The 14,747-nt window shown below is 61.2% G+C and carries 17 protein-coding genes; 12 read left to right on the plus strand and 5 right to left on the minus strand.

Features of this window, described 5'->3' with window-relative positions; genetic code table 11:
• The 5 genes from ABMA46_RS13750 to ABMA46_RS13770 form a co-directional block, all read right to left on the minus strand.
• Positions 1–128 (minus strand): transposase (locus ABMA46_RS13750; protein ID WP_349000414.1); only part of this gene is annotated, 128 nt, incomplete at its 3' end.
• Between the two features lie 200 nt (positions 129–328).
• On the minus strand, positions 329–631 hold the full coding sequence (locus tag ABMA46_RS13755; protein ID WP_349000170.1) for a hypothetical protein: 303 nt from the start codon (positions 629–631) through the stop codon (positions 329–331).
• Positions 628–1,254, minus strand: a complete 627-nt coding sequence (locus ABMA46_RS13760) for a thermonuclease family protein (RefSeq protein ID WP_349000172.1) — start codon at positions 1,252–1,254, stop codon at positions 628–630. Before ABMA46_RS13760 ends, ABMA46_RS13755 begins: the two co-directional genes overlap by 4 nt.
• Positions 1,251–1,889 carry a thermonuclease family protein gene (locus ABMA46_RS13765; RefSeq protein ID WP_349000173.1) on the minus strand — a complete coding sequence of 213 codons (639 nt, stop codon included), beginning with the start codon at positions 1,887–1,889 and terminating at the stop codon, positions 1,251–1,253. Before ABMA46_RS13765 ends, ABMA46_RS13760 begins: the two co-directional genes overlap by 4 nt.
• Before the next feature lie 17 nt (positions 1,890–1,906).
• Positions 1,907–2,599, minus strand: coding sequence for a nuclease (locus ABMA46_RS13770; protein ID WP_349000175.1), 693 nt, complete (start codon positions 2,597–2,599; stop codon positions 1,907–1,909).
• A gap of 108 nt (positions 2,600–2,707) precedes the next feature.
• Between ABMA46_RS13770 and ABMA46_RS13775 the strand changes: the two genes are divergently transcribed.
• The 12 genes from ABMA46_RS13775 (at position 2,708) to virB10 (ending at position 14,720) form a co-directional block, all read left to right on the plus strand.
• A complete protein-coding gene (locus ABMA46_RS13775) occupies positions 2,708–3,076 on the plus strand; it encodes a hypothetical protein (protein WP_349000177.1) in 369 nt (122 codons plus the stop codon).
• 604 nt (positions 3,077–3,680) lie between these two features.
• A complete protein-coding gene (locus tag ABMA46_RS13780; protein ID WP_349000179.1) occupies positions 3,681–4,139 on the plus strand; it encodes a hypothetical protein in 459 nt (152 codons plus the stop codon).
• A 326-nt stretch (positions 4,140–4,465) separates the two neighbouring features.
• Complete coding sequence (locus ABMA46_RS13785) at positions 4,466–5,269, plus strand: lytic transglycosylase domain-containing protein (RefSeq protein WP_349000181.1); 804 nt, start codon at positions 4,466–4,468, stop codon at positions 5,267–5,269.
• Positions 5,266–5,637, plus strand: a complete 372-nt coding sequence (locus tag ABMA46_RS13790; RefSeq protein ID WP_349000182.1) for a TrbC/VirB2 family protein — start codon at positions 5,266–5,268, stop codon at positions 5,635–5,637. The genes ABMA46_RS13785 and ABMA46_RS13790 overlap by 4 nt, the downstream gene beginning before the upstream one ends.
• 14 nt (positions 5,638–5,651) lie before the next feature.
• Entirely contained in the window at positions 5,652–5,963 is a 312-nt protein-coding gene (locus ABMA46_RS13795) for a VirB3 family type IV secretion system protein (RefSeq protein ID WP_349000184.1), read from the plus strand.
• A complete protein-coding gene (locus ABMA46_RS13800; RefSeq protein ID WP_349000185.1) occupies positions 5,960–8,449 on the plus strand; it encodes a VirB4 family type IV secretion/conjugal transfer ATPase in 2,490 nt (829 codons plus the stop codon). Before ABMA46_RS13795 ends, ABMA46_RS13800 begins: the two co-directional genes overlap by 4 nt.
• 4 nt (positions 8,450–8,453) lie before the next feature.
• Positions 8,454–9,620 carry a lytic transglycosylase domain-containing protein gene (locus ABMA46_RS13805; RefSeq protein WP_349000187.1) on the plus strand — a complete coding sequence of 389 codons (1,167 nt, stop codon included), beginning with the start codon at positions 8,454–8,456 and terminating at the stop codon, positions 9,618–9,620.
• Entirely contained in the window at positions 9,617–10,444 is an 828-nt protein-coding gene (locus ABMA46_RS13810; protein WP_349000189.1) for a conjugal transfer protein, read from the plus strand. Before ABMA46_RS13805 ends, ABMA46_RS13810 begins: the two co-directional genes overlap by 4 nt.
• Positions 10,445–10,672: 228 nt before the next feature.
• Positions 10,673–11,734 (plus strand): TrbL/VirB6 family protein, encoded by a 1,062-nt coding sequence (locus tag ABMA46_RS13815; RefSeq protein ID WP_349000190.1) that lies wholly within the window; start codon positions 10,673–10,675, stop codon positions 11,732–11,734.
• A gap of 154 nt (positions 11,735–11,888) precedes the next feature.
• Positions 11,889–12,509, plus strand: coding sequence for a VirB8 family type IV secretion system protein (locus ABMA46_RS13820; protein ID WP_349000191.1), 621 nt, complete (start codon positions 11,889–11,891; stop codon positions 12,507–12,509).
• 5 nt (positions 12,510–12,514) lie between these two features.
• The gene (locus ABMA46_RS13825) at positions 12,515–13,348 is read left to right on the plus strand and encodes a TrbG/VirB9 family P-type conjugative transfer protein (RefSeq protein WP_349000192.1); all 834 of its coding nucleotides are present in this window, start codon (positions 12,515–12,517) and stop codon (positions 13,346–13,348) included.
• 4 nt (positions 13,349–13,352) lie between these two features.
• The gene (virB10, locus tag ABMA46_RS13830) at positions 13,353–14,720 is read left to right on the plus strand and encodes a type IV secretion system protein VirB10 (protein WP_349000193.1); all 1,368 of its coding nucleotides are present in this window, start codon (positions 13,353–13,355) and stop codon (positions 14,718–14,720) included.
• Positions 14,721–14,747 lie beyond the last annotated feature (27 nt).

A 14,747-nucleotide genomic window follows, 5' to 3' on the forward strand; every position in this document is an offset into this window, starting at 1 on the left:
CACTGCGTGATCTGGTTCGGGTGAAGCTGATGCTTCGTCGCCAGGTCCGAGATCGTCCGCTCGCCGCGGATCGCCTCAAGCGCAACCTTGGCCTTGAACTCGGCCGTAAACCGTCTGCGTGTCTTCATGCTGGATCGTCCTTTTCATCGGGCGATCCACCTTATGCCCCTGTCTCAGAAACCGGGTCCACCTCACTTGGCCGATGAGGTCCGCGATCTTGCTGGCATGGATCCAATTCGTATAGGCGTAGCCGCCAACGCCGCCTATCATCAGTGAAACAAATGCCATGAGGCTTAGAGCAACCCTCTGGTGCATGGAAGACAGCCTGTCATTGATAGTCGGTGATGCCGAGGCGGCGCAGAACCTTGCCAGGGTCGGTCTCGCAATCGTGCTTCCAGTCCGGATGTTTGGCGCACGCATATGCGTACTGGCTGAGATCGGCGCTGGAGAGATTTGCGAGCTCGTTGCCCTTGTCCATCCACTTCTGCACCTCGGCGGACGTGCACCCCATACCATCGGCGCCGCACTGATCCGGATCGACGGTGGTGGGTTGAGAAGGCTGCGACATCGCCGGCGAAACCGTGATCAGGCCGCAGCCAGCGATCAGGAACGTGAAGAATAGCTTTCTCATCTTAACCTCAGGGGGAATTGTCTGGTGACGCTGGAGCGGGCGGAGGAAGGGGGAGGCCGGGGTCCGGGGTTTCTTCTGACGTCGACCCCCGCTGCGGGAGCCGCCGCATGGTCAGGCTTGAGGTTCCATGGCGGGGTAAGCTTCGGATCGGACCAGATACCAAAACCCAGGCCTCGTGCGCGACGTTCGATATCGAAGTAAGCGGGAACCTGCGGCTCCCCAGGAAAATTGAACGCATATCCGATACCTTCGGCGATCGCCGTTGCGGCCAGATTGGTTTCTTCTACGAAGCAATGCGCGAGAATGGTGCCATTCGCATCGGTCGTTACGGATGCACAATTTACGTCGTGTTGCAGGGTTCGAAGGATCAACCAGGCTCGAGCTACCTGACCAACGGGCCATTCGACACTGTCGGTCGCGGCAATCTGATCGAGGCGAGGCGCAAGATAGCCTGCAAGACGGACGATCTTCCTGGGCTTGATGAATTCAATGGTCGAACCGTCGAGCACCTGCACGCGTCCGTAGATTTGCTTCGGCAGCACACTATCTGTCGACGTCTGCGCGCTTGCCGGCCATAGGGCGCCAAGCGTGATGACGATCGCGGTGCCGTTGAGAAATTTCATTGCTCACCGGCTACATTTTTCGGCGGTTGCTGTTTGCCCTGTCCGAGGAGGATGGAGGCGGGGTGCGGAAGATCGGAATAGGCCCAGAGCCCTTCCCGCGCCTCGCGTGCGCCTTGCTCGACAAGCCGGTAACCTGGAACCGCGAGTTCGCCGCTCGAGCTGACCGCGGCAAAGCCCCATCCCTGCGCGATCATGTAAGTCGCGAGATCGTAGCCGGTCTTGCCCGTCGTTGTTCGGCAAATGACAAGCAGGTTGTTGGCGTCGAGTTCCCGGATCGTCGTGCAGACGGGTTTGCTGTCACGAATTATAGCCTGCGCCATGATCAGGTTCAGTTCACCGCAGTCACGCTCTGCGCCGGATGCGATCGTTATCGATGTGCCACGCAAACAGGCCTGCAGGCCGTAGAGCCGGTAACGCTTTCCGCCGGCGATCCAGCTGTCGCCGGTTTCAAACTGCGCGGTCGAGGGAAAGGGCACGAATTTGTTGGCGCCCACCTCTCCGAGCGCGACCGGATCTCCGCCGCTTGGTACCTGCACCTGGACAGGAATTGGCTCCGGTTGCGGCGGCAACTGAACAGGCGGCACGACGGCTGCATAGGCGAAGGCGCCGGAACCGGCGACGATGGCAACAAGCATGATTGTCGGGACCCGCATCAATTCGTGTGGTTTTGCCGATACCGTTCGCCATAGGGGTGACGGAACGCGGCATTCGACCAAATACCGACATGCGCCTTGGCGGCCTCGGCTTCGGCAGCGGCGTATTCAGGAAAGAGCGGTGCGCCGTTCGGCGCCCGGGCAGCGAACGCCAGCCCGCGACGAATGAGGTATTCGGACAGCGGTTGGGCATGATCGTCACGGCCAATGAAGAAGCATTCGGCAAAGCGAACCGAAGGCTGACCGCTATTCGCTCCCAGAAAATGGCAGGGAAACGCACCGTCCGCGGGCGCTGCTGCCGTTTGCAAGGCAGCATTCAGCCCAGCCAGCGACAGCATGGTGCATGACGCCCGCATCTCGCCCAGTCGGATTTGCTGCACAGACTGGCAGCCCTGCGCACCGACCAGCTTGATGATGGTGTTTTGAGCATCGACAAAAGCGTTGCCGGTCAACGCCGCCTCGGGAATGACGGTCTCGAGCCTCGGGGCTGTTACCAAACTGGCAAGGTCCAGCATCTGTTGCGGTCCCGGGACCAGATCACGCCCGCTCGCGTAGGCATTCTGGTAGTATGCGACAAATTTCGCAGGGCTCGGCGCCGTTGCCTGTTGGGCAGCGGCGGAAGCGGCCGAAGCCACCAGAACAGCGATAGAAATCGGTGCAATGATGCGCATTTCCAGTTCGGCCTTTTTCAACCGACCAGAAAGTGCTATAGACTAAAATTATACGATAGTGCAAGTTTTATGAGTACCGAGGGCTGCTTTCGCCGCGCATAGAGCGGTCGAATGGAACGGACGATGACAATGATCAGGGCCATCAAAAAAGCGGTGCGGGCGTTCTGGATGCTTGCCGGCCTTGTCATGCTTTTCGCCTGGATTGCCGCCGGCTGTTGGCTTCTTCTGTGGATCGGGTCGTCAGCTGCTGGCGCGGCATGGGCGCCTGCGGTCGGCTCGTGGGGATACGATTTCTTTATCCAGCACTTCTGGGTGAAACTGGTCGCAATCCTGGCATTCCTGACGCTCATCGGCGCGATCTGCGGCGAAACGACTCGCCGCCGCAACCGGCCAGAGACGAACTTGGAAGCTGAACGCGAGAACGAAGAAGAAGAGTGGCGAATTAAGGTTGAACAGTCTCTGATCTCCCAGCGCAATCAAGCGGCCTATCGACGGTAGGCAGGATTGTGCCGGGATCGTCATCGGGCGACATGGCGGATCGACTGCAAGCCTGCCCAGCACCTCAGCGCAATCAACGCGAAAGAAGGCGGCCGTACGCCCCACCTCCCCCTTCCCGGCCGGAATCCAAAGCCCGCAGCACAGCCGAAGGCTGCTGCTGCGTCCGGTCGGCAGTCTTGGAATTGCAGCAAATTAAATTATACGATAGTAATATTTAGCAGAAGCGAGAGACCGACGATTGTCGATGGCTGCCGGACGCGGAAACCCTTCCAAGGGCAGGCTGACCATCAGCCTCAAACGGACGGTGCAGGAGAGGAGCTCCTTCGCCGGACGACGCCCCAGCCGAGTTGGGAGAGAAGGCGAGTCTGAGATTTTGCCGGTCATTGTTTCGTCTCCGAAGCGGGGACGGCGATCATCTTGTCGATGGGCATGGCCACAGGGGGACAAAGTGTCTGACTGCTTGAATTCGAAGCGCAATGCGAATGCGTGCCGATCATGGTCGAGATGTGGTCGATGAGTTGGCGTCTCGTTCCGCCGCAATGACCGCCAGCGTTGTCGGGTGCCGGCCTGACGGATGTGCGCTTGAGCCACACAGGAGGATTGCATGAAGATTCCGGTCATGGCGGTGATGAGCTTCGGTATGGCTGTGGCAGGATGTGCCTCGCCGGTAGATCCGTTGAGTTCCTCCGTTCCATACCCGTGGACAGGGCTGAAGCTGACGCAATGCAAGGCGTATGGGACGTTTTCCGAATGCCAGCTGGTGCAAACGTCAGCGTCGCCCTATCAGCGACACAGGCTCGGCCCAGTGCAGCAGCAAAACCGTCAGTTCCAGACTTTGAGCGACGGCTATCAGTATCAGGTCACGAGTTGCTACCAGATTGAACGCGTGAACAGGCCGTTGCCGAACTACCTCTGCCGCATTGTTGGCTATCGCACCCGAGCTGACGCAGGATCGGTGTTCATCAAAGGCGGCACGGCAGTCAACCTGGCCAAATATCTCGGCGACCAGGAGCAACTTCGCTATCAGTGGAAGCGCGACCCATGGGAGCGAAAGGGCTTCTGACGTTGGCCTCGGGGCGGCAAGATCGACAGGGAGTCAGACCATAACTTATACGATAGTGATATTTATGACTTGACCTTAGCGGCATTGATTATACGATAGTGTAATCTAACGTCCGATTTTCAGGGTCAGTAATGCGGCTATCGACGAGGAGAGGGACGCGGCTTTTCAGTGACCGGTGCCTGAAGGTCGTTGCACTTTTGTGTGCGATGACGCCCGTCCATGCTTTCGGCGGGGATATGGCAGTTCAACCTTCAAGCGTGGACAGGCCGCTCAGCGATGAGGCGTTTTCCGTCCGCGCCGGAGCAACGACAGCGGCATCGCGGGCAATGGCGAAAGCTGTCCCGGTACCGTCTCGGGTGAAGGCCATTCGAGCAAGTGCCAATGTCTTTGCCTATCGGGCCGAGCCGCTTCAGGTTCAGGTTGAGCCGCCGCGCGATCTGGCAGCTGAAAGCGTCGCGGATGCCGCGGCTCTGATGCGGTCGCCGGAGATTGGCGACGCCGATGCAATGGCGCGGCAAGACCTGCTGGCCGGCATGCCTGATGACGTGGCGCGGTTGATCGTCCAGGCGGCGCGCGAAGAGGGTGTCGATCCGAATTTGATGCTTTCGATCGCCCGGGCCGAGAACGGCGCTTTCGATGCCTCGGCGGTCAGCGGCGCAGGAGCGATCGGGATCATGCAGATGCTGCCGGAAACGGGAGCGGCGTATGGCGCGCACGATTTGACCGATCCGGCGCAGAATGTGCGCGCCGCCGCGAAGTTCCTGAAAGTGCTGGTCGGCAAGTACGGCAATCCGATTCTTGTGGCGGCGGCCTATAACGCCGGCGAGCCGAAGGTGGATCTGCGGACATCGCTGCCGCTGATCCGCGAAACGGCCGACTATGTCACGCGCGTGGTGGGGCTCTACACCCACGCATATGCGCCAGGCGACATTCAGGCGGTTGGCCGGGCGCGCCAGGGATTCCGCTCGAACGGGCAGCGGAGTGCGGAGAGCAGAAAGCCTCCCAGTCCCGCACGATCGACGATGCTGGTGTTTTCAACGAATGGCCCTGGTCCCGACGGGACGGATGCGGCTGCGCAGGTACAGGCCCCCGACTGGCCAGTAAAGGTGAGAGAGGAAGGCAGCCTATGAACAGCGTGAAGACATTTTGCGGCGGGTTGAAGGACGCCGCCCGGACGGGATGGAATTCACCACGCGGCAAGCGGGTGATCGTGCATTCGACCATGGCGACGGTGAGCGCGGGAATCTTGTTCATGTCGGCGATCGAACCGGCAGCAGCGCAGAACTTGCAGGCCCTGCAGAACGCCGCCGACCGCATCGTCCAGTTCTTTACCGGACCGTTCGGGCGCAGCATCGGCGCCATCGCCTTCATCGGCATGTTTCTGGCCGCGGCGTTTGGCTACTGGAGCTGGGGCGCGCTCCTGCGGGTCGGCGGCTCGCTCGCCGGCATGTTCGCAGCGGCCGAACTTGTCGATTTTCTGGCCGGCGGCGCGCAGTAGGCGCCTTCACTGTCATGGCAAACAGAGACGACGAAGAGATCGTGGACACCTATCCGGTCATCCTGGCGATGACACGGCCGCCGACTGTTATGGGCATCCCCTACACCTTCTTTCTCGCCGAGTGCTTCACCTCGCTGATGCTGTTCCTGGCGCTCGGTTCCATTCTCTGGTTCCCGGCCGCCTTTATCGTCCAGCATTCGGTCTTGTACGTCGTGAGCACGAAGATCGACCTGTGGTTCTTCGACATCCTGCAAAAGCACAGTGCATGCGGCGTCAATCCGCTCGGCAGGCGGATCGGCGGCCGCATCAGGACCTACGGCAAATGACGACGGTAGCGAGCGCCCTGCGGTCGAATCTCAGTCGGGGATGGGACATCTTCGCCGACAAGGGGATATCGACCCATGTGCCGTATTTCGCGCCGATCGAGAACGGGATCATCCGGCTCAAGAACGACTGTCTTGTCACGACGCTGCGACTCAACGGATTTTCGTTCGAAACGGCCGATATCGACTACGTCAATCTGCTGCAGCGGCAGCGCAACACGGCATTTCGGGCGATTTCGAATCTCGGCAACTTCGCGCTGTACACGCATGTCGTCCGGCACAAGGTGAGGCCGTCGCTGCCCGGCACCTTTGCCGATCCCTTCATGGCCCGCATGGACGAGGTCTATCAGGCAAGCATCTCGAAGAACGAGATGTTCGTGAACGACACCTATGTGTCTCTGGTCGTGCGACCGGTGTTCAGGAAGGGCTCGTTTCCAAGCCGCATCCTGGGTGTGGGCGGCTCTGTTGTCGCGCGGGAGCAATTGCGCCACATGCGTGACAAGCTGCTCGAGGCGACGCGAGCGTTGGAGAAGAGCCTCGACCCGTACGGTCCACAGGTCTTGCGCGATGTGAAGCGCGTCGAGGTGACGATGCCGGATGGCCGGCGGATCTATCGCGACGTAAGCGACGACATGGTCCTTGAACCGGATGCGCGGGTCGTCTGGTTTTCGGAACAGTGCGAGTTTTTCTACACCCTGCTCAATGCCGGCAAGGTTCGGCCGATGCTTCTGAGCAACATGCCGATCGACGAGATGGTGCCGTCCCGTCGGACCACATTCGGCAATCGCACGATTCATCTGGAAGGGGATACGCGGGGCGAGGACCGCTATGCCGCAATGATCTCGCTGAAGGAGTACCCGCCGGAGACGGGCGCCGGAATGCTCGACTATGTGCTCAAGCAGCACTTCGAGATGGTGGTCACGCAATCGTTGTCATTCGTTGACGATCAGGCCGCCCGCTACAAGATCGACCGCCTGGATCGGCAGCTCACCAAATCCGATGAAGGTGGATCGTCGATCCAGAGCGATCTTGATTTCGCGCGCGACCAGCTGGCGCGAAAGAACGTGGCTTTTGCCGAACATCATCTGACGGTGATGCCGATCGCCAGGAGCATGGATGCCCTGGACGAGGCGGTGGCGGTGATCGGTTCGGAGTTCGGCGCGCTGGGTGCAAGCTATGTGCGCGAGGATCTGAATTGCGAACCGTGCTATTGGGCGCAGTTGCCGGGCAACCAGGCCTATATCGCCAGACGGGCGACGATCTCGACATTGAATTTTGCTGGCCTGTCGTCGTTCCACGCCTATCCCTATGGCAAGCCCGACGGCAACCATTGGGGGCCGGCGATCACGATTTTCGAGACGACGTCGGGAACGCCGTTCTTCTTCAATTTCCATCAGGGCGATGTCGGCCACACGACGGTGTTCGGCCCCACCGGCTCCGGCAAGACGGTGCTGATGTCGTTCCTGATCAATCAGGCCTATCGCGTCAATCCTGACCTGAAGGCAGTGGTTTTCGACAAGGACCGAGGTCTCGACATCATGGTGCGCGCCGCAGGCGGCACGTACATGACGCTGGAGCCGGGCGAGCCGTCCGGCTGGAATCCCTTGATGATGGAGAACACGGAAGAGAACCGCGTGTTTCTCTATCGGCTCATCAGCTTCATGCTGAAGCCGAGCCGCGAGGGCGAGTCGCTGACCCCGCAGGAAGAGCAGATCATCCGCTTGGCGATCAAGCAGATCATGTCCTCCGGCGATGAGAAGTTCCGGCGCATGTCGGCGCTGCGGTCTCTTCTTGCCGGATCACAGCGGACCGAATCCGGCCTGATGGCGCGGCTCGACAAGTGGGTCGATGACGGGCCGTACGCCTGGCTGTTCGACAATGCCGAGGACCGTCTGGACATCTCCAGGCCGATGATCGGCTTCGACATGACCTCGATCCTGGAAGACCCGCAGGCGAGGACAGCCGCGCTTCTCTACATGTTCCATCGGCTCGACAAGATCTACGACGGCAAGACGCCGGTCATCAATCTGATGGACGAAGCCTGGAAGCTTCTCGATGACGAGGAGTTCAGGCGCTCGATGAAGGACTATTTCAAGACCATCCGCAAGCGCAACGGGATGATCATTTTCGGCACGCAATCACCGGACGACGTGGTGCGGTCGAGCGTCTCGCGCACCATCATCGAGCAGACCTCGACGAACATCTTCTTTCCGTTCCCCAAGGCTGACGAAGACAGCCTCAAGAAGCCGTTCGGGCTCTCGGACGCCGAATTCGCCTGGGTCAAGGAGGGCGATCCGGCAGAGCGCTTCGTCCTCATCAAGCACGCCCGCGACAGCGTCGTGGCCCGTGTCGACATGGGCCACATGATGGATTTCGTGAAGGTGCTGTCCGGCCGTGAGGACACGGTGCGCCAGGTCGAAATGCTGCGCGAGGAATATGGCGAGGACCCGCGCGACTGGCTGGACAAATTCTGCGATCGGAAGGGGTAAGACGATGCTGCGACCGATGCTGTGCGGAACAATGGTGGCGGCTTTGCTGGCGGGTGCGATGCTGTCGTCGCATGCCCAGGTGCCGGTGGATGACGGCGCCCGGTTGAAGATCCAGCAGACGACACAGCAGTGGTACAACAACTATCGGAAGAACCAGCAGACGACGCGCGGCAACTCGGGCGACACGACGAACAGCTATGCGCCAGGGCAGGGCGCCGGCGGTATGGACTGCTCGTCCTTTGGCGGCGGCGCCGGCTGGGGCGGCGAGATCGGACCGAACAATCCGCGCAATGCGAGCCAGGAGCAGATCCGGCAAATGGTGGCGGACGAAGCCCGGCGCCAGGGCATCGATCCGAATTTTGCCATGGCGATCGCCGAGCAGGAATCGCGTTTCCGCCAAAGCGCGGTCTCCGCGGTCGGAGCGCTCGGCACGATGCAGTTGATGCCGGCGACCGCCGCCAAGCTCGGCGTCAATCCCTACGATCTTCGCGACAACATCCGTGGCGGCGTGGCGTATCTGAAACAGATCATGGGCATGTATCCGGGGCGGCTCGATCTGGTTGCGGCCGGGTACAACGCCGGACCCAATCGGCAGTCTCTGCAAAACGGCAACATACCGCAGATCAGCGAGACCCAGAACTACGTGAAGATGGTCAGCCAGTACTACAACCGCAACAAGCGGCAATTTGGCGACCAGCGCCCGATGGGAGCCCCGATCCCGCAAATGGTCTCGGCGCCGGCAGGTTGCGGCGAAGGCATCAAGGAGGCCGTGGACCGCAACACCGAAGCGCAGCTGCAGCGGGTTGAGACCTGGAATGCCTTCGTCGGCAAGGCGCTCGAGGCGAACCAGCTGAAGCAGCAGACCATGCTTGGGCAACTGAAAGAAGCGTCGGCGTTCCTGAGGGGATCGGGCAGCGGTCAAAACGGCAATTTCGGTGACGGTTCAGGCGAGATCAAGATCGCCGAAATCGCTTGCCCGTCCACGGTGGTGAATACGGGGTCGACGCGTTGCTATGCGGTCCCGCCACAATCGTCGACGGCCGATATCCAGCGCCTGCTGCAATATCTGCAGGAGCAGGCGCGGGCGCAGGGCCGCAACGCCACATTCGCGGCGATGGAAGACAATGTGGTCGGACTGGTGGCGGTCGTCGACAGCCGGCGAGCCCAATGAGCGCTGAGAACGGTAACGAAGCGGAAGGATGGGAAGCGATGAAGAAGATCATTCTTGGTAGCGCGGTAGCGCTCCTGTTGTCGACGGCGGCCTTTGCGCAGGTACCGGTGACGGATCGTGCCAATACGGCGGCCAACGAGAAGATCAAGGCGCTGACGTCGCAGATCCAGTCGGACACGACGATCATCAAGGACAACACGACGCGGACGCTGCAGGCGATCACCGGCGACAGGACGCAGGACGCCGGCCAGTTCTCGTCGTTGGCGACCGGCGGCGGATTCACGATGAGCCAGGCCCCGGATTTCGGCGCGATCCTGCAAGGGAATCAGGCGTCGTTCGGCGGGATCGGTGGCCAGTTCCAGAATATGGCAGCCCAGGTGATCAACGGCCTGAACCTCGTCAAGATGGTGAAGGACGCGGTGACCGGCGGCGAGCTCACCGGTGCCAACCAGGCTTACAATCAGGGAGTCCAGACGGTCACGGCCCTGACGGCGATGACGGATGCGATGAACGCCGCGTCGAAGGAGCGGACGGACGCTTTCACCAATGCCGCCGGCGAGATTGGCAAGGCCCAGGACATGAAAGGCGCCCTGGAGCAGAACACCCAGATGGTGTTGCAGGGGAACCAGACCGCCAACGAAGCGGTCGGTGCCCTGAACAGCGCCGTCGTACTGGAATCGCAGCGCTACAAGGCAGCCCTTTCCGAGCAATCGCAATTCCTGAAGACCTTCGCCGCGGGGGCAGCCCGCAGACGCAACGGCCAGCAGCAAGACGGTCACTCCGTCAGGGAGCAGCTCGAACAGTTCGAAGCACAGTCGCAGTGAAACCGCTCTGTTCCGTCCCGCTGCTGGCCTGCCTCGTCGCGCTTGCCGGCTGTGCCGGCCACAAGGAGCGTTTGGCGAGGTGCTCCGCTGACGAGAATCCGGTCGGCGCACTTGCGTATGCTCAAGATCCCGGCCGCAGGGATGCCGGCGGGATCATCGCCCAGCGGATGACCGATGAATGTGGCCCCATGAGGCCGGTGAACCAGTTCTGACCGGAGGTGCCGCCAAATGGATCCACGGGACGGGCTCACCAACTTCTATGGAACCGCGCTCGCCTATTTCGACAGGATCAACCAGGATACGATCGAGCGGGCCTGGGGGCTATTTGCCGAAAACAAGGGACTGGTCACCTCCCTGCTGGCCCTGTTCCTGATCATCTATTTTCTGTGGGGGGCATTGGGCCGGACCCATATCAGTTTCCAGGACATGGCCATCACCGGCTGCAAGGTCGCCCTGGCATATGCGTTCGTGATGTCCTGGTCGGTGTTCCATGAGGAGGTCGGCAAGCTGATCCTGGAGACGCCGGAACAGCTTGGCGCTGCGCTCTCTTCGCGCATGGCGGGGATCGCCGGCGGCGCCAATATGGCGGACCAGGTCCATCAGGTCGCCGAGAAAGTCTATGAGTTCGCATCGGCGATCGCGACGGCGCAGGCCGGCGGATGGATCGGCTCGATCGTCGGCGCTTTGCTCGACCTGTTCATTGTTGGCGGCGGGTTGATCCCCATGCTTCTGGTCCTGACCGGCGTGACGCTGTTTGCAAAGATGACGGTCGCGGTGATGCTTGCCGTGGGACCCATTGCCATTCTGTGCAATTTTTTCGGCATGACCAGGTTTGTGTTTGAAGGATGGGTCAAAGGTATCGCGTTCGGAATTTTCACGCTGCTTTTTTCCTACATCATCGCGGGCTTCTGCTTCGGCTTTGTCCGCTCCTATCTGGATTCCATCCAGATCGCGACGGCGACGCAGGAGGAATCCTTCGGCGTGGCGGCTGGCCTGGTGCTCTACATGCTGGTGGTGGCCGCGTTCGTCGTTCGGGTGCCGTCATTGGCGCTTTCGTTTGCGTATGGAGCAGCATTTTTCGGGCTCCCTGCTGCCGGCAGCGTAGGCGAGGGATTGCGGAGCGCAAAGAACAGCGGCTCGAGAGCAGCCAATCTTGCAACAAGCCTCACCCCAGAAGGCATTACGGGCAACGCCGTGCGAGGCACGATGGCAATGGCGGGAGACATGGGGCGAGGGACTCGCGCCATGGGCCGGATGCTTGCCAGCCGAATGCGAGGCCGGTCCGGATAGGTTCGCGGCGATTCCGGGATTTGCGCGGAGATGAATTCGAGTGGCATTGTTGAGGAAAACGGCAATCGGCGAGCCCGAGGGGAAAGTTCCAGGTCCTGAAGGGATCTATCAGCAGCATTTGACATGGGGCGCACGGCAAAGGTCGCTCCTTTCAGTGCTTGCGTTCGTGCTCGGCCTGGCGGCCATCGCGGGATGGGCTGTCGCCGGCATCTCGGTTTGGTCGTCGGCGCAGTTGTTCCCGCTGAAATCGACCGAAGTCGTGCCGCTGATCGTGGACAAGGCGACAGGCTACATGGAGACGGTGACGACGCTCGACAAAGACAGGTCGGTCTCCGAACTCCAGGCGGTGAGGGCAGCCTTCATCGGCAACTACGTGATCAAGCGAGAGACCTACGATCCCCGCTATCTCGCCGACACCTTCGACATGATCCAGTTGTGGTCGGACCCGAATGGGCGGGCGTTCCGGGAATACGAAGAGCTGATGAACCCAGGCAATCCGAAGTCGCCGGTCAAGAGGATCGGGGCGGAAGGCGATGTCCGGGTGAACCTTTTATCCGTCAATCCCCTGAACAACGAGACGATGAACGTGCGCTTCGAGACGGAAGAGCGCCGCCAGGGCGGCATGGCCAAAGTCGACCGCTGGTCGGTAACGGTCCGCTATCGGCAGGGCAATCTGGAAATGAGCCAGAGGGTGCGGATGTTCAATCCGTTGGGCTTCCTGGTCACGGACTACACCAGGGTTCCGGAAATGATGCCAAGCGGGCTGCCGCAATGAGGAGGATGGGACTTGCGACGCTGGCGATCGTACTCGGCACGGCACTCGCGCATGCGGAATTGGTGGCGCAGCCAGGACGCTATGATCCTCGCATTCGCACGGTTCCCTATTCCTCGGAGCAGGTGTTCGAGGTCACCGGCACCTACGGCATGGTCACGGTGATCCTGTTCGGCAACGACGAAGAGATCACGCAGGTCGTCGCCGGCGACACCGTCTCCTGGCAGATTCTGACGTCGGCCGACCGGCGCTCGCTGACGCTGAAGCCAATGGAGAAAGATGCGGCGACGAATATGTCGGTGATCACGACGAAACGCACCTATTCGTTCGAGCTGCTGGTCAACGATTCCAAAAGCCAGCGGAATCAGACCTACAAGCTTCGATTTTCCTATTCCGAGGATGCCGGGATGAAGGGCATGGCCGAACTGTGGAAGCAAGCCCAGGAGGCGCAGAAAAATCCGAACATCAAGAATATCCGCCGCGATCACGTGAATTACGACTATGGTTTCAAGGGCGATCCCGGCGCGAAACCGGTGTGGGTCTTCGACGACGGGATCAAGACCTTCATGAAATTCTCCGGCGACACGCCGGCGATATTCGTCGTCGACAGGAAGCGGCGCGAGTCGCTGGTCAACTACCGCCGGGAGCAGGACTACATCGTGATCGACGCGGTGTCGCGCCAATGGACGCTTCGTTTCGGCACGGAGACGGAAACCTGCCTGTTCAATCTGCGCACGGCGCCGGCCGACGAGCCGCCGCCGATCGAGGGCGTGGTGGGACCGAAGCCGCTGGGAAAGGGACGGGCGTATTCGAGCGGTTCCACGGACAGGAGCATGAGGTAGGCCGATGTCTGATCCGCAATACAGCCATGGCATCGAGAACGAGGCAACGATCGGTGGCGCCGTGCGGCGGCGCGGAATAGGCATCGGACGGCCGCTGGCCCTGCTGGCCGCACTCTTCGCCGTTGGGATCGTGCTCTATCTGGCCTTCTCCGCACAGCCGGAAAAAGTCGCGACGAACCAGTCGGAACCCGAAACGTTCGCCCCGGTGAGAACGCCGGAAAGCCCGGGCTTCAACACGCCGCCGCCCCCGCCGCCGATCCCCACCGTGGTGGTGCCGGAGGCACCGCCACCCCCTCCGCCGCCGCCACCGGTGGAACAGGTCGAGTTGCCGCCAGTGCTGGAACAGCCGGTCGATTGCTCGAACGGGAACAATCCCGACAATCCAAAATGCATCGAACTCGAACGCCAGCAGAAGTTGCTCGAGCGGGTGAAGGCGAATGCAATGGTATACGACCAGTCGCGCGGCCAGCAGGGCACGGATATGGCGCAGGCGTCCGTGCAGCCGGGTGGCAATGAACAGGGGATGGTCGGCTTGAACGGCGGCGAAGATTTCTCCAGGCAGGGCGCCCCGGGAGGAGCCGGCCGCGACGGCACGGGCGGCGATGCCAACCGAGCCTTTCTGGCGGCGATGGGAAACCAGGACGTCGCGGTGTCGCGGGCCGTGAAGAACAATCGAACCGACGCCTGCATCGCGCAGGGCACCATGATCAGGGGTACGCTGGAGACCGCGATCAACTCGGACCTCGCTGGCATGGCGAAGGCGATCGTACGCGACGACGTCTACTCTTTCGACGGTCGCCGCATCTTGATTCCCGCCGGGTCGAGCCTGATCGGCGACTACAAGGCTGACATTCAGCAAGGCCAGGAGCGCGTTTTCGTCGTCTGGACGCGCATGATCCGTGGCGACGGTGTTTCGGTCCAGCTCGGTTCCTTCGGCACGGACCGGCTCGGGCGATCGGGCATGACAGGGAAGGTCGATCGGAAATATTGGGAGCGCTTTGGGCCCCCGGCGCTGCTCACTATGATCGGCGGGGCGGCGCAATATGTGGCGACGCTCGGAAATCCCGACCGCAACAACGACATCACCATCGTCAATCCGGATGGCACGGTGACGCGGATACCGCAGAGCAGTACCGAAACGCCCGAACAGCAGGCGCGCGGCATTGCAGCCCAGACGATCGCAGCCGGCATCCAGCAGATGGCCGCGGAGGCGTTCGGCAATACCAAGGATATCAGGCCGACGATCCATATCGACCAGGGGTCGGACATCAACGTGTTCGTGACCCGCGATCTCGATTTCTCCGATTTGTACGCCGACCCGGTCGCCGAGGAGTTCGAGCGGTTGAAGAGGTCGAAGCGAGCAGGCAGGTGAAGATGGATTCTGCCAGCGACAAGGCGC

Source organism: Mesorhizobium hunchu (assembly GCF_040081975.1).
In the GTDB taxonomy this organism is placed as follows: Bacteria; Pseudomonadota; Alphaproteobacteria; order Rhizobiales; family Rhizobiaceae; genus Mesorhizobium; species Mesorhizobium hunchu.

Bases quoted from the DNA above. Each gene is read 5' to 3' on its own strand.
- ABMA46_RS13755 (WP_349000170.1), bottom strand. From the start codon at position 631: ATGAGAAAGCTATTCTTCACGTTCCTGATCGCTGGCTGCGGCCTGATC.
- ABMA46_RS13760 (WP_349000172.1), bottom strand. From the start codon at position 1,254: ATGAAATTTCTCAACGGCACCGCGATCGTCATCACGCTTGGCGCCCTA.
- ABMA46_RS13765 (WP_349000173.1), bottom strand. From the start codon at position 1,889: ATGCTTGTTGCCATCGTCGCCGGTTCCGGCGCCTTCGCCTATGCAGCC.
- ABMA46_RS13775 (WP_349000177.1), top strand. From the start codon at position 2,708: ATGATCAGGGCCATCAAAAAAGCGGTGCGGGCGTTCTGGATGCTTGCC.
- ABMA46_RS13780 (WP_349000179.1), top strand. From the start codon at position 3,681: ATGAAGATTCCGGTCATGGCGGTGATGAGCTTCGGTATGGCTGTGGCA.
- ABMA46_RS13785 (WP_349000181.1), top strand. From the start codon at position 4,466: ATGGCGAAAGCTGTCCCGGTACCGTCTCGGGTGAAGGCCATTCGAGCA.
- ABMA46_RS13790 (WP_349000182.1), top strand. From the start codon at position 5,266: ATGAACAGCGTGAAGACATTTTGCGGCGGGTTGAAGGACGCCGCCCGG.
- ABMA46_RS13795 (WP_349000184.1), top strand. From the start codon at position 5,652: ATGGCAAACAGAGACGACGAAGAGATCGTGGACACCTATCCGGTCATC.
- ABMA46_RS13800 (WP_349000185.1), top strand. From the start codon at position 5,960: ATGACGACGGTAGCGAGCGCCCTGCGGTCGAATCTCAGTCGGGGATGG.
- ABMA46_RS13805 (WP_349000187.1), top strand. From the start codon at position 8,454: ATGCTGCGACCGATGCTGTGCGGAACAATGGTGGCGGCTTTGCTGGCG.
- ABMA46_RS13810 (WP_349000189.1), top strand. From the start codon at position 9,617: ATGAGCGCTGAGAACGGTAACGAAGCGGAAGGATGGGAAGCGATGAAG.
- ABMA46_RS13815 (WP_349000190.1), top strand. From the start codon at position 10,673: ATGGATCCACGGGACGGGCTCACCAACTTCTATGGAACCGCGCTCGCC.
- ABMA46_RS13825 (WP_349000192.1), top strand. From the start codon at position 12,515: ATGGGACTTGCGACGCTGGCGATCGTACTCGGCACGGCACTCGCGCAT.
- virB10 (WP_349000193.1), top strand. From the start codon at position 13,353: ATGTCTGATCCGCAATACAGCCATGGCATCGAGAACGAGGCAACGATC.